The organism is Nostoc sp. NMS8 (assembly GCF_017115045.1).
GTDB lineage: Bacteria > Cyanobacteriota > Cyanobacteriia > Cyanobacteriales > Nostocaceae > Nostoc.
The window spans coordinates 238,075-250,580 of the sequence record NZ_JABXKK010000116.1 but is presented as its reverse complement, the minus strand read 5'-3'; the positions used below and the strand labels follow the sequence as shown (position 1 = coordinate 250,580).

Here is a 12,506-nt window from a genome sequence, read left to right as displayed (position 1 = left end):
TAGTTATATGTATAAAGAGTGAAATTGGTAGCTGCTCAAGCAGTGCTATCTAAGTTCTCTCTGAATCTTCTTGTGTGGATATTCCAGGAAATTGTAAATTTACGCAGGTGTGGTTCTCAGACTAGACAAAACAAAAAGGAGTTTGGCTAAAGCAAACAACAAATTTAGCCTACAATGCTAAAGTTAAGTCTAGACTCCAGCAAATATACCGTAGACAATGTTTACTAGTTGTTCGTTAGTTTTGTGAATTGAAATTTTGCGTCCTTCTTGTGGAGTTACTTATCGAAGTTGACGCCCCGACATCCCCAGCTCTTTTCCTCCTTGGAACCAAGCAAGAGAAGGAGGTCGCCCACTGCGACATCAGAAAGATTCTATGCCATAGTGGAACCGGAATCTAAGCCCCACTGATGCTTCAGAAGTTCTTGATAGGTTGCCTCACGCACGACCATTTGCTCATACAGCTTTACTAAAAAGTCTTTAGCTTGCTCGTGGCTCATGTTTTGCACCTGAGTGGAAAATGAGCAGATGCTGAATTGCTGTTCCAAGGATAGTTTCATTGGTTGATTCATAATTAACTCCGAAAAAACAACGTGTAAACGTGTAAAGGTGATATCGCTCACAGAAGTCCAAATGGGATAAGAATTGGACTGATATCTGTCCAATATTTGTTCCTCCGTATTAAGAAAGATAACAACTGTTTGACAGATTGCCTACATCCTAAATGTGGAATTTTTCTGATTTGATATCTTGCACCTAATCCTACTGATATACCACCCAAGTCAACCGAACCATATTCCGGAAAATAGGCTCTATTTAGTCTCAGATAAGTATAACTACCTCCTTAACTCACTATTGCTCGATCTAACTCTCCTTTGAGGGGAATATTAGATGCTACCCTTAAGCGTCTTGGTGTTTTTGCTTAAAAAACCTAAGATGCTGTCTGCTCCACTATAGGGGAAGCTTTAGAGGGCAGGAATTTTAAGGAGGTTGGGAAATGAATGGTAATAAGCGTGAATTATAATCGCTCTACCTTATTACGTGCAAGATGTCAATTCACCAATTTATGCAAATCTAGCCTCATTAGGTGATTTTGGAGGCTAAAAATATTTGTATCAAATTGTAAAAAGGAAAAATGCTCACGCTGAACAAATTACTGAGTATATTTACCGGATTAATCATTTTTCAGTTGTTCTTTGTTTTGGAAAATAACAAATGAGCAATGACCAATGACTAATGACTATTTTCTTCGAGTGAGAGGATGACAACTGTGATGTTATCGTGCCCTCCGTGGTCTTTGGCAGCCTCAATTAGAGAGATGGCGGCTTTATCAAGCCAAGGAGTGTCTTGGAGGCAGCTAGCAATCTTTTCTTCGACAAGTTCTTCTGTAAGACCATCACTACATAAGAGCAAGCGATCGCCAACTTTTACATCTAATGGTTGCACATCAATTTGATGCAAGTCTTCACGCCCTAAACAGCGAGATAATACATGACGAAAAGGATGCGATCGCGCTTCTTCAAAGGTGATGTCACCGATTTTGATGGCTCGTGCGACCCAAGTGTGGTCTTCTGTTACCTGTTCTAATTGCAACTCTCGGAAGCGATACAGCCGGGAATCGCCAACATGAGCGCACCAGGGGGACTCTGGGGCACGAAAAATCACCGCTACAACCGTTGTACCCATATCGCCACGTTCGGGATTGCTTTGCTGATCTTGTAAAATCGCTTCATTAGCACCCCACAAAGCTTGTTCTAGCAGTTCTTGAGAAGATTTAGAAGATTCCCAATTGGCGACTAAATAAGCCTGAATTTCTTCAGCGGCAATCCGACTTGCTTCTTCACCTCCTGCATGACCACCCATGCCATCGGCGACAATAAAAAACCGCCCTTCTGGGTCAATATAGTAAGCATCCTGATTATTAGAACGAATAAGTCCCGGATCGCTAAAACCCGTGAAATTAAGTTTCATAAATTTTGCTGCAACAATTAATACATACGATCGTAACGGTCGAGGCGTGAAAGTAGTCGGATCAGGATCACTGAAAGCCCTGCTGCAATTAAACCAGGCAGCAGTGCCAGCCATACATAATCCTTAACCACTAGGATAGTAGCTGAAAGCGTGAAACCGCTGATCAACAGAGCATAGCTGATTGAGAGCTGAATACTGCTCTGTCGTCGCAGCAGGCGTTCAGTTTCTATAGACCGAACGCGCAAGCGCATGTCTCCCTGCTCTAGCTTTTCTAGTGTATCCTCTAATCTACGTGGTAGACCAAAGGCGGTACTACTTACCTGAGCTGCTTGGCGACTTAATTCGTTAAGAAAGCTATTTCCCTCAGAACCATTCATATCGGTCATAAGTTGCATTGCATATGGTTTGGCAACTTCCATAAAGTTAAATTCTGGATCTAAGCCTTTGCCTACCCCTTCTAGGGTAGAAAAGGCTCGCATCACAAAAGTGAAAGTTGCTGGAAATCTAAATGGCTGATTATAAGCTATTTCGTAAAGGTCGTCACTGATTGCTGCGACTGATTGGTTCTCAAAGGGCTTATCCATAAAATGATCGAGCATGTACTGTACGGAACGCCGTACTGGGCCCATATCATCCGTTGGGGCGATCGCACCTAAATCGATGAGAGACTGGACAACGCGATCGCCATCTTTTTGAGCAATGCCAAACAGTGTTTGCATTAGTCCTTCGCGGACGTTGGACTTAATCCGCCCCATCATCCCGAAATCGTAGAATATCAAAGCACCGTTTGCACTAACGGCAATATTGCCTGGGTGAGGATCGGCGTGGAAAAAGCCACTATTGAGTAATTGTAGTAAGTAGGCTTGAGCGCCTTGACGAGCGATCGCCTTTCGATCCAAACCTGCTGCTTCTAAAGCTTCGTATTGGCTAATTTTAATTCCAGGGAGATATTCTAAAGTCAGCACTCTAGAAGTGGCGTAACGCCAATATATTCTGGGGACGTTCACCCAATCGTAGCCGCGAAAGTTCCGGCGGAAAGTATCGGCGTTACGACCTTCGTTAAGATAATCAATTTCTTCCCAAAGAATGCGGCAACATTCTTCGTAAATACCCAACCAATCTCGTCCCCGTCCCCATTTTGGATGGTTCTGAAAGTAGCGAGTAATTCCCTTGAGAATTTGTAAATCTATTTCAAATAACTTCTTTAGTCCAGGACGTTGCACCTTGACAACAACCGATTCTCCAGTATGTAGCACAGCTTTGTGTACTTGCCCCAAGCTAGCAGCAGCTAAAGGAATCGGTTCAAAATTATGGAAAAGTTCAGGAATTTTTTTGCCTAATTCTTTCTCAATGGTCGCTTCTACTTGCTCATAGCTAAATGCCGGTACTTTGTCTTGTAACTTGGCCAGTTCTTCTACATATTCACCGGGGAATATATCAGCACGGGTAGAAAACAATTGCCCAACTTTGATAAAGGTTGGCCCTAAATCCAGTAGGGTATTGCGAATCCAGACTGCTTGGCTTTTGCGCCTTGTAGCTTGCTTTGCCTCAGTCACACCACCCGGATAACTCCAAGATTTGTTATATAGCCAAAGTTTGAACAATAAGGTCAAGACAAAAGACCAAATGTCCACAAAACGCCGTCTGCTAGAGTATTTTTCCCGATTCCAACGGTATGCTTTATCTGAATAACCTTGTTCCATATACTTTGTGTACCGTTGGTTTGCGACCGAATCACTTGGAAGAACAGACACTCTGATTCCTAAACTGTTTTTTTCTTAAGTGTCCTTTGTCATTTGTCATTTGTGCATAATTTTTGACTAATGACCAATGACTAATGACTAAAATTTATGCAGAAGTTCGGCGATAATGTTGCAATTCTGTTCGTAAGAGGGCAATTTCTGCTCTTAATTCGTCAATATCTGCTTGCAAGTCACCGGAATCAGAACTGGCTTGCCCAGTACTGGGGGTAGCTTGACCAGCATTAGCTGATTCTGTTGCCCGATTTGCCCGCTCTAGGACTTCTTCTGTAAACTGGCGCAGCTGCTCTCTAGCTTCTGCATCAAATTTGCCCAGATCGCTCAAAGCATCGGTCAAGGCGACCTCTAAACGCTCATTAACTACTTCAGCTACCGCTCTGCCTACGAAAAAGGCTTGCACAAGGGGATTACTCATAAATTTTTGTTACGTTGCACCGCAAGAGAATTATAACTTGCCTGTATGTTTTACGGCTTCTGTTGTTGAGCTAGAAATTTACGTGGCAGGATGGGCAACTTTCAGCCTTAGTGAATAGAATTTGCAAAGTTTACAGACATGTAAGCAAGAGCTACAACGATCTTGGCTCAGAGATTTCGAGTAATTCTCGATAATATTGCTCTGGTGTATTGGGTAAATTAAGTTGTCATTTGCAAGGCTTGCTGTCTCAACTTAAAACTTTGAGTAATGTTAGTTCGGCTGAGGAAGTCTAGATCGTGGGAAATTACCCAAAGTGCCCCTTGATAGTCATTGATACCTACTACCATTTGTTCAACAGTTTCAATATCCAGGTTATTAGTTGGCTCATCGAGAATCAGCAGATCGATTTCTGAGATACTGATCATAGCGATGCCTGCGGCGGGCTACGCCTACGCTAATCTTGCCAATTCACCCCCACTCAATACAGAGGCGCTTTTGTGAACGTCATCATATTTAAACAGAAAGTGTCCTAGTTGTTGACGCAAAAGCTGATAGCTGAGATGAGGATTGGCAGCTTGCATATTTTCCAAAAGTGTGTATTGGCGATTTACCAATTCGTAGGTTTGATCGAGATATACAGCTTTTATCGCTGGTGCAAGTAAAAATTCACCTGAGTCAAAAACTGCGGTTTGGTTTTCCATCCCCAAAATTGCTTTTACCAGACTCGATTTACCAGAACCGTTTGCGCCGATAATGGCTATGCGATCGCCAGATGATATATGCAATTGAATATTTTGAATCAACAGACGTTCTGATATTCTAAGATTTGCACCCTGGATATTAATGAGATTTCGGCGCTTTTGATTTTTTTCTTCTAGCTGAATACTCGTTACTTTGGTAGTTTTGACCTTCGTCTCTGCAATTTTTTGATTAGCCTTTGCTACTGCTGCTTCATGTTTCTTTTTCGCAGTTCCGGTAGACACCTCAGCTTTGGTTTTAATCAGTCCTGCTGCCATTCTATCAATACTAGCATTCAGAAACTTGGCGCGACCGTTGCGACTAGATTGGGCTGCGCGTTGCTGTTCTTGCATCGCTATGGCTTGAGTACGTTTGAGTTCCTTTCTGGCGGCTTCGTGCGATCGGAATGCTGCTTCTAACTCGATTTTTTTCTGTTCTCGATACTGAGAAAAATTGCCTCCATATACCTTTATTCCAACAGGTGTAAGTTCCCAGGTAACTTGTGTTACTTGGTCTAAGAAAAAAGGCTTGTGCGAGACAATCACAAACGCGCCAGTGAAATTTTGAAGAAATTGTCTTAAACTTTCTAACGCTTGCAAATCCATGTGGTTGGTTGGCTCATCCAGCAACAGCAAATTTGGTTCTTGAGCTAAACCGATCGCTAAAAATAGTTTTGTGAGTTCTCCTCCACTCAAGTTAGTAATTGGTAGAGAGAAATCAATATTTGTATCAAATTGGTTTGCAAAATATCCTCAATTTTCCACCATTCATCAGAGGTTGAAATCAAAAGATTAAGTATTGTATCTACTGTAATTTGTTGTTTAGTAGTGCTGATTTGTGGCAAATAGTAGACAACCCCATTACGTAAAACTGAACCAGCGCTGGGACTAATTTGACTTGCAAGTATCTTGAGTATGGTTGATTTTCCTACACCATTGCGACCTACTAAAGCGATGCGATCGCCTGCTTCGATACTCACCTGAATTTTTTGAAACAAAGTTTTGTCCAAGCTGAGTTCGTAGGCTAAATTCTCAGCTAATAATATTGATTTTTTCGGCATTATTCTCAAACCTCAATTCCCAAACTTCCACCCGCGTATTCATAACAATTACGGGTAGATTAGACACAAAACAAACTTAGCCGCAGACACTTACCAAGCGGTTCAATGTAGATAGGAGTGATGACAATATTTTTAGTCCACGACTATGTGAAGTAACCCTGTCAAACTAGTTGCGTTTATTCTTCGTTGACATTTGTTGCTTTGGCGCAACAGGTGTTTGGTATTACTTCATTTCTGCTCTCTCATTGGAGTTGTGATGAGGTTTGATATTAAATACAGTGTAGCACCAAAGAATTTCGGAAAGTGAGGATGCGATGTCTGACGACAAGCCGCAAAGTGTCTACGCGTTTTTCTTCTCTGTGCCTTCTACGCCTCTGCGGTAGGATGCGATCGCCAACCATAACACTGCTAAAATCAATCCATAACTACTTGATGCCGTATCCATTCTATGACTATTGCTCAAGAATTAGATTCTCAAGAAGGCATCTGTCAAGATGTTATATTCCCTCCTGGTGATTTATATAGCGATGAGCCTCCCTTGGAAAGCGAACTTTATCTAGAGCAAATCATGCTCTTACTCAAATGCCTAAAATGGTTGTGGCGAGATAGAAATGATTTCTATGCGGCGGGAAATCTGACTATTTACTATAGTCCACGCCAACGCAAATCAGAACACTTCCGGGGGCCAGACTTTTTTGTAGTGCTGGGATGTGAACGTAAAACCCGTAAAAGTTGGGTAGTCTGGGAAGAAGATGGCAAATATCCGAATGTAATTCTGGAAATTTTGTCTGACTCAACAGCGAATACTGACAAAAATTTAAAGAAAAAAATCTATCAAGATACCTTCCGCACACCCGATTATTTTTGGTTCGACCCTTACACACAAGAATTTGCGGGATTTCATTTAGTAGATGGAGAATATCAACCTTTACAACCAAGTGAACAAGGATATTTATGGAGTCATCAGCTAGGGTTATATTTGGGAGTTTATGAAGGTTTATTGCGGTTTTTTACACGAGATGGGCAATTAGTACCAACACCGGAAGAAACGGCAGATCAGATACAACAAAAGGCAGAACAGGCACAAAAAAAAGCAGAACAAGCCGAACAAAAAGCAGAACAAGCACAACAAAAGGTAGAACAAGCCGAACAAAAGGCAGAACGTTTAGCAGCAAAACTCCGGGAGTTAAATATCGATCCAGATACAATTTAGAGCATAGCTATTTCATTTAGGATAGTGTTGCGCTAAAAACTCCTCAGCTTCAGTCTTATGTTTAATTACTCCATCCAAGGTGGCAGCAAGCATATTATCTAATATTTGCCGATATTGAGGCCCTGGTTTGTAACCAAGTTTCTTTAAATCATTGCCATTCAGTAGTGGCTGCACATTAGCCCAAACAGTTAAATATTCCCAAATCTGATGTCTAAGCGATCGCGGACTTTGCAAAGCGATTAAAATCAGCATTGGTAAATTGTACTGTCGCAACAACTGTACTACTCGACTGGGACTTTGACACTTAGGCAAAGATTCCATCACCTCAGTTTGGGCAAAAGCCAAGTTTTGCAAGCGTTTAATGCTATCTTCTTGCATCTGTAGATTCTTTGCAACTTTCGCTCGATATTGTGGTGCTAGATGGGCGATTAACGCCTCTAAACGCATTTCCCAATGGATGAGGGTTGGTTGCGGGTCAAATCGCCGCAAACATCGTTCTAGGAAATGTAATTGTCGTAGGACTTCCACATCTAGCTTCAGGGTAGGATGGATGCATTGCAATGCCCCTAAGTTATCGAGTAACTGCAAAGCTGATTTCCAGTAGGAGGCTTCTAGGATGTGTTTTAATTCTGTTTTCAGTCTAGTTTGCAGGGCTGGAGTTCTGCTATTCTCTTGAGCAGTGCGATCGTAAACACCGCTGTTGATGGCATAGCGGATAAACTCTTCAGTTTGCGGTTCAATCTCAAATCCGAAGCGCACTGCAAAGCGCACACCACGATAAATCCGGGTAGGGTCTTCGATAAAGCTGTTGGCGTGTAAAACCCGAATTTGTTTAGCTTGTAAATCAAGTAAACCACCGAAGAAATCAAGTAACTCACCAGCACGGGGATTTGTCAGCCGTAAGGCGATCGCATTGATGGTAAAATCTCGACGATACAAGTCTTGACGAATGGAACTCGCTTCAACTTCTGGATTTGCTGCTGGATAAGGATAAAATTCCGTTCTAGCGGTGGCAATATCTACCCATAAAGAATCTAATTTCGGGTCTTTGTGCCACAACAAAGCAGCAGTTTGAAAAGCCCCGTGGATTTCTAAGCGAGCCGTAGGGTAAAGTTGTTGCAGTGCTTTTGCTAGTTCCACACCCGCACCAACATCTGCTGATTTGTGAAAGCCATCAACTACAAGGTCAATATCTTTAATCATCAAGCTGCCTGCTGCTTGGGCTAATAGCAAATCCCGCACCGCACCGCCTACTAGATAAAGATGCCAACCCCGTTTTTCTGCCTCCTGCGAAGCCGTGGTAAGTAATTGCCACAATGGAAGAGCAAGTTTATTCTGTAACTCCCCACTGAGTCCTAAGCCCTGGTTTGTAAGTAATAATTGAGACTCAAGACTCAGCACTCGAAACTGGCTCAACGCCTTGCTAACGCTAACACAATTGTTTTGATGTAATTCCCGCAAGACATCAGTACGGGTGACAATACCAACTAACTGCTCATTTTTCAATACTGGTAAGCGCCCGATATCATAAGTCACCATCAGCGACTCAATTTGTGGTAGTGTCGTATCTGGTGTAATCGTTTTAAGATTTCTGGTCATGTAGCCCTTAACTGGTGCATGACTAAACCCGTGGTGCAAGGCGATATCAATATCCCGCCGAGAAATCATACCTACTAGTTGCTCTTGAGTATCAATTACAGATAAACCAGAGTGTCCATAGCGTAATAAAATGCGCTGGGCTTCGGCAATTGTGGTTTCAGGTAAAATAGTGCGGACAGGAGAAGACATCAAATCCCTCGCTGTGGGGAGATGGGGAATTTGCGCTTTTATCCCGTCAAGGAGTTGTTTTAATATTGCTTGTGAATCCACCCCTCTTAGATTTAGTGATGCGGCTTGTGAATGACCACCGCCACCTAGAAGTTGGAATAAGAGGTTAAGATTCGTTTTGGGAATTTGCGATCGCCCAATTACTGTTAAACGTGAATCACTTTCACCCAAAGAATACTCATTAACCAACAGTAGAGCATCAATTTCGGTTAATTCCACAAGTTCTGATGCCAGACTCGATAATCCAGGCACAAAATTTTTAGTTCTTATAGTTACCCAAGCAAGCGTATATCCGCGTAGGCAAAGATATTCTAAATTTTCCAGCGCCTCAGTTAATAGCTGCTGCAATTGCAAAGACAATCCAGGGTCACGGTAGGTAAAAATTACCGACAAACTAGCACCTTGTTGCATCAACCAAGCCAAAGCTAAGGCATCCCGTGGTGTGGACTGGTCAAAGGTCAAGGAGCCAGTGTCAACGTGGATACCCAAAGCCATCACTGTTGCTTCGGCAGAAGTCAGAGAAATATGCTGTTGTTGCAATTGCTCCACAATTAGAGTTGTGGTTGCTCCGACTGAAAAAATATGCGATCGCGTGGCGGGAATATCTGATTCTTGTCCTAAGTGATGGTCATAAACTATAATCTCTCTCAGATTGGGTGAATCTAACCACTCAGCAGCCTTACCCAAGCGATCGCGCTGTTGTGTATCCACCACAATCAGAGAACGGATTTTTTCGGAATTCACCGAACGGCGTTCAATCAGCGGATATTCATCCCGATGCAATGCTAAAAAATCCCGTACCCGAGGGTGAGAACCGCCAGTCAACACAATCTTACTGCCCGGTAGTAGGCGTGTTAACCCTACCGCCGCTCCTAGCGCGTCAAAATCTGCTGTTGTGTGACAAAGAATTAAATCCATAGTTAAGAGTCATTGGTCATCGGTACTTAGACAAAGAGAAAAGTCTGAGTAGAGGCTTCCGACACTCGCGTACCCGTTGGCGCAATTCATCGCAGGCATCAGACCTTGAAAGACAAATGACTAAAATGTTGCAATTTCTGTTAGCTTAAAAATAATAAGAAAGTGGCAGTGTCGCCCTTTAAGGATATTCTATCCTTAGTATTTAGCTGTATTGGGAGAAGCAAAAATGACCATAATATTCCAATTTGCCTTGATAGGTCTAGTTCTATTGTCTTTTGTTCTGGTTGTTGGCGTCCCTGTTGCTTACGCCACCCCCCAAAATTGGGTTGAATCTAAAAAACTACTCTGGGTTGGTTCTGGTGTCTGGTTTGGTTTGGTATTTTTAGTTGGTTTGTTAAACTTTTTTGTCGTGTAGGCGACGGCTTCGCTCTGGGGTAGGCACTTAATATAAGAACTAGAGGGGCAGAAAAGCCAAGGTCAAAGACCAAAGGAAAAAAGGAGAAATTTTTCCGATTTCCTTTTTTCTAACCATGCTTTCCTGCTCCTCTACATTTAAATAAGAAATGTATATTGACCAAAAGTATAGTTGATAAAGAGGCAGTCATGGCAGTTTTCGAGGGAACTTTTACCCAAACGGAGCCTTTGCGGTTTGCAGTGGTGATTGGTAGATTCAATGATCTTGTTACCGGAAAGCTGCTAGAGGGATGTCAAGATTGCTTGAAACGCCACGGTGTAGATCCTAACCCCCACGGTAATCAGGTGGACTATGTTTGGGTTCCGGGAAGTTTTGAGGTACCTTTAGTAGCCCGCCAACTAGCGCTTTCTCATCGTTATGATGCTGTAATTTGTCTAGGTGCAGTCATTCGAGGGCAAACACCCCATTTTGATTACGTATCCGCCGAAGTTTCTAAAGGCATTGCCGCCGCTAGCTTTCAAACCGGAGTGCCAGTAATTTTTGGCATTTTGACAGTAGATACTATGCAGCAAGCCTTAGAACGGGCAGGCATCAAAGGTAATCATGGTTGGGATTACGCCCTGAATGCTCTAGAAATGGCCAGCCTTATGCGGCAACTGCGTTCTAACTTAGAAGAGCCATATTCTCGAAATAGCCAGTCTTTGCCAGCTTCTTTTCAAAGTGCCAGCGTCGGCAATTTAACGGTGGAGTCAGAAGAACTGGGCTAGGTTCGTCATTAGTCATTTGTCCTTTGTCCTTTGTTGTTCACCAATGACCAATGACTAATGACCAATGACTAAATTAAGGGGTTGACAATTAGAAAGAAATCTGAGATATTGATATTTGGCAATAGATTGCGGGTATAGCTCAGTGGTAGAGCGTCACCTTGCCAAGGTGAATGTCGCGCGTTCGAATCGCGTTACCCGCTTCCAAGTAAACCTCTTAGAGTCAAAAACTCCAGGAGGTTTAGTGTTTTCAGGGTGCATTGAAGTGTTTCTCAATTCTCGCTTGGATTTTGGACTTTGGTGTGAGCGTTAGCTCGTCGAAAAGGTGTCATAGTGAGCCTGTCGATCTGCTCAGAGCAAGTCAGTTGAGTGTTACTGGTAATTACTCTGAGGATTCCATCTGTGGCAATCATTGTTCAAATTGGTATTAAGTAAGTCGGCACAATACAACCCAACTGTGTAAAGAAAAGTAAATAAGGCTCAAACCCTCTCTCTCCCTGCCTTATCCCAACGATAATTCTTTACGCCGACTTACTTACCACTTACTAAGAAATATAAAACCCAGCTTTAGACTAATCTAGATATGCATTAGCTTGGCTAGAATCTTTATAGGTGTTATCAATTCGTTTTGTAGGGTTTGTTGTTGTCTATTGTTTATGAGCGTAGCCCTCCCAAACGACTTGTTTTCGGAGTGGTCGCCATCGTAAGCTTAAAATTGTACCAGGTGTGTCAGCATACATAATAAATGCCCAAAAATGCAACTACATTACCTTGAAAGCGACAGATGAAGAGAAGGAACTTTTTAAACAAGATTGCTAGCTACGGAGAAAACTACAAACAGATGACTCCGTAGTTATGTGATAATTACGATACTTAGATTTAAGGGCATCTACTGTTTGCGCTCATGGCGATGTTTGCAAGGCAGTCTATGTATATCAACAGAGAAGCCTTATTAGGCATTTACCAAGTTACTATATTCTCCCAGTTCGTGTAAAACACGCTCAAGTTATTAGAACGCTTGTGCAATCTCAAAAACCCGAAAAAATCGATTTCAATGCTGAATACCCCTGTCCCTGCCGTCGTCGGGGTCAGTTAATTCCGATTACGCTGACAGAAGCATTTGGTTGCGATCGCTGTCAGCAAATCTTTGTTGTAGAAGATAATGGTCATGTCCTAGAACAACTTTCTACCACATATCCCTACAAACGGGCTTGGCGGTGGATGGGAAATAGTTGGCATGTTGTCCATCCCCGCTTGGGAGAAAGCTATCTGCCTATAGCGCTCGGCATTATTTTCGTGCTAGTGATTATATGGCTACCATTAGCACTGCGATTGGCAAATGGTTCCAGCATTATTGCTTGGGCAATGGTGGCGGTGCTATTGGCTATCCTACCAGCACTAATGGTCTGGCTTACCTACAGACGTTAA

At 42.6% G+C, this 12,506-nt stretch carries 12 protein-coding genes and 1 tRNA gene; 5 read left to right on the top strand and 8 right to left on the bottom strand.

The window, feature by feature from the left end; genetic code table 11:
• Positions 1-371: 371 nt before the first annotated feature.
• The 7 genes from HWQ39_RS32100 to HWQ39_RS32070 form a co-directional block, all read right to left on the bottom strand.
• Complete coding sequence (locus HWQ39_RS32100) at positions 372-569, bottom strand: NblA/ycf18 family protein (protein ID WP_094348015.1); 198 nt, start codon at positions 567-569, stop codon at positions 372-374.
• A gap of 661 nt (positions 570-1,230) precedes the next feature.
• On the bottom strand, positions 1,231-1,968 hold the full coding sequence (locus HWQ39_RS32095) for a Stp1/IreP family PP2C-type Ser/Thr phosphatase (protein WP_292853982.1): 738 nt from the start codon (positions 1,966-1,968) through the stop codon (positions 1,231-1,233).
• 17 nt (positions 1,969-1,985) lie between these two features.
• Positions 1,986-3,671 (bottom strand): AarF/ABC1/UbiB kinase family protein, encoded by a 1,686-nt coding sequence (locus tag HWQ39_RS32090; protein ID WP_292854030.1) that lies wholly within the window; start codon positions 3,669-3,671, stop codon positions 1,986-1,988.
• 145 nt (positions 3,672-3,816) lie between these two features.
• A complete protein-coding gene (locus HWQ39_RS32085; protein WP_292853981.1) occupies positions 3,817-4,143 on the bottom strand; it encodes a DUF6825 family protein in 327 nt (108 codons plus the stop codon).
• A gap of 218 nt (positions 4,144-4,361) precedes the next feature.
• Complete coding sequence (locus tag HWQ39_RS32080) at positions 4,362-4,568, bottom strand: hypothetical protein (protein ID WP_292853980.1); 207 nt, start codon at positions 4,566-4,568, stop codon at positions 4,362-4,364.
• 24 nt (positions 4,569-4,592) lie between these two features.
• The gene (locus HWQ39_RS32075) at positions 4,593-5,576 is read right to left on the bottom strand and encodes an ATP-binding cassette domain-containing protein (RefSeq protein ID WP_292853979.1); all 984 of its coding nucleotides are present in this window, start codon (positions 5,574-5,576) and stop codon (positions 4,593-4,595) included.
• Positions 5,573-5,941 carry an ATP-binding cassette domain-containing protein gene (locus tag HWQ39_RS32070; protein WP_292853978.1) on the bottom strand — a complete coding sequence of 123 codons (369 nt, stop codon included), beginning with the start codon at positions 5,939-5,941 and terminating at the stop codon, positions 5,573-5,575. The genes HWQ39_RS32075 and HWQ39_RS32070 overlap by 4 nt, the downstream gene beginning before the upstream one ends.
• 448 nt (positions 5,942-6,389) lie before the next feature.
• On the opposite strand from HWQ39_RS32070, the gene HWQ39_RS32065 reads away from it, so the two are divergent.
• Positions 6,390-7,154: a Uma2 family endonuclease gene (locus HWQ39_RS32065; RefSeq protein WP_292853977.1), complete on the top strand. Its 765-nt coding sequence runs from the start codon at positions 6,390-6,392 to the stop codon at positions 7,152-7,154.
• Positions 7,155-7,166: 12 nt separating this feature from the next.
• Here HWQ39_RS32065 and HWQ39_RS32060 read toward each other — a convergent pair whose 3' ends face one another.
• Positions 7,167-9,899: a CBS domain-containing protein gene (locus HWQ39_RS32060; protein ID WP_292853976.1), complete on the bottom strand. Its 2,733-nt coding sequence runs from the start codon at positions 9,897-9,899 to the stop codon at positions 7,167-7,169.
• Positions 9,900-10,125: 226 nt separating this feature from the next.
• On the opposite strand from HWQ39_RS32060, the gene psbZ reads away from it, so the two are divergent.
• From psbZ to HWQ39_RS32040, 4 genes are all read left to right on the top strand, one after another.
• Positions 10,126-10,314 carry a photosystem II reaction center protein PsbZ gene (gene psbZ, locus HWQ39_RS32055; RefSeq protein ID WP_292853975.1) on the top strand — a complete coding sequence of 63 codons (189 nt, stop codon included), beginning with the start codon at positions 10,126-10,128 and terminating at the stop codon, positions 10,312-10,314.
• 188 nt (positions 10,315-10,502) lie between these two features.
• Entirely contained in the window at positions 10,503-11,081 is a 579-nt protein-coding gene (gene ribH, locus HWQ39_RS32050) for a 6,7-dimethyl-8-ribityllumazine synthase (RefSeq protein ID WP_292854029.1), read from the top strand.
• A 128-nt stretch (positions 11,082-11,209) separates the two neighbouring features.
• Positions 11,210-11,281, top strand: a tRNA-Gly gene (locus HWQ39_RS32045).
• Positions 11,282-12,098: 817 nt separating this feature from the next.
• Positions 12,099-12,506, top strand: a complete 408-nt coding sequence (locus HWQ39_RS32040) for a hypothetical protein (RefSeq protein WP_041565838.1) — start codon at positions 12,099-12,101, stop codon at positions 12,504-12,506.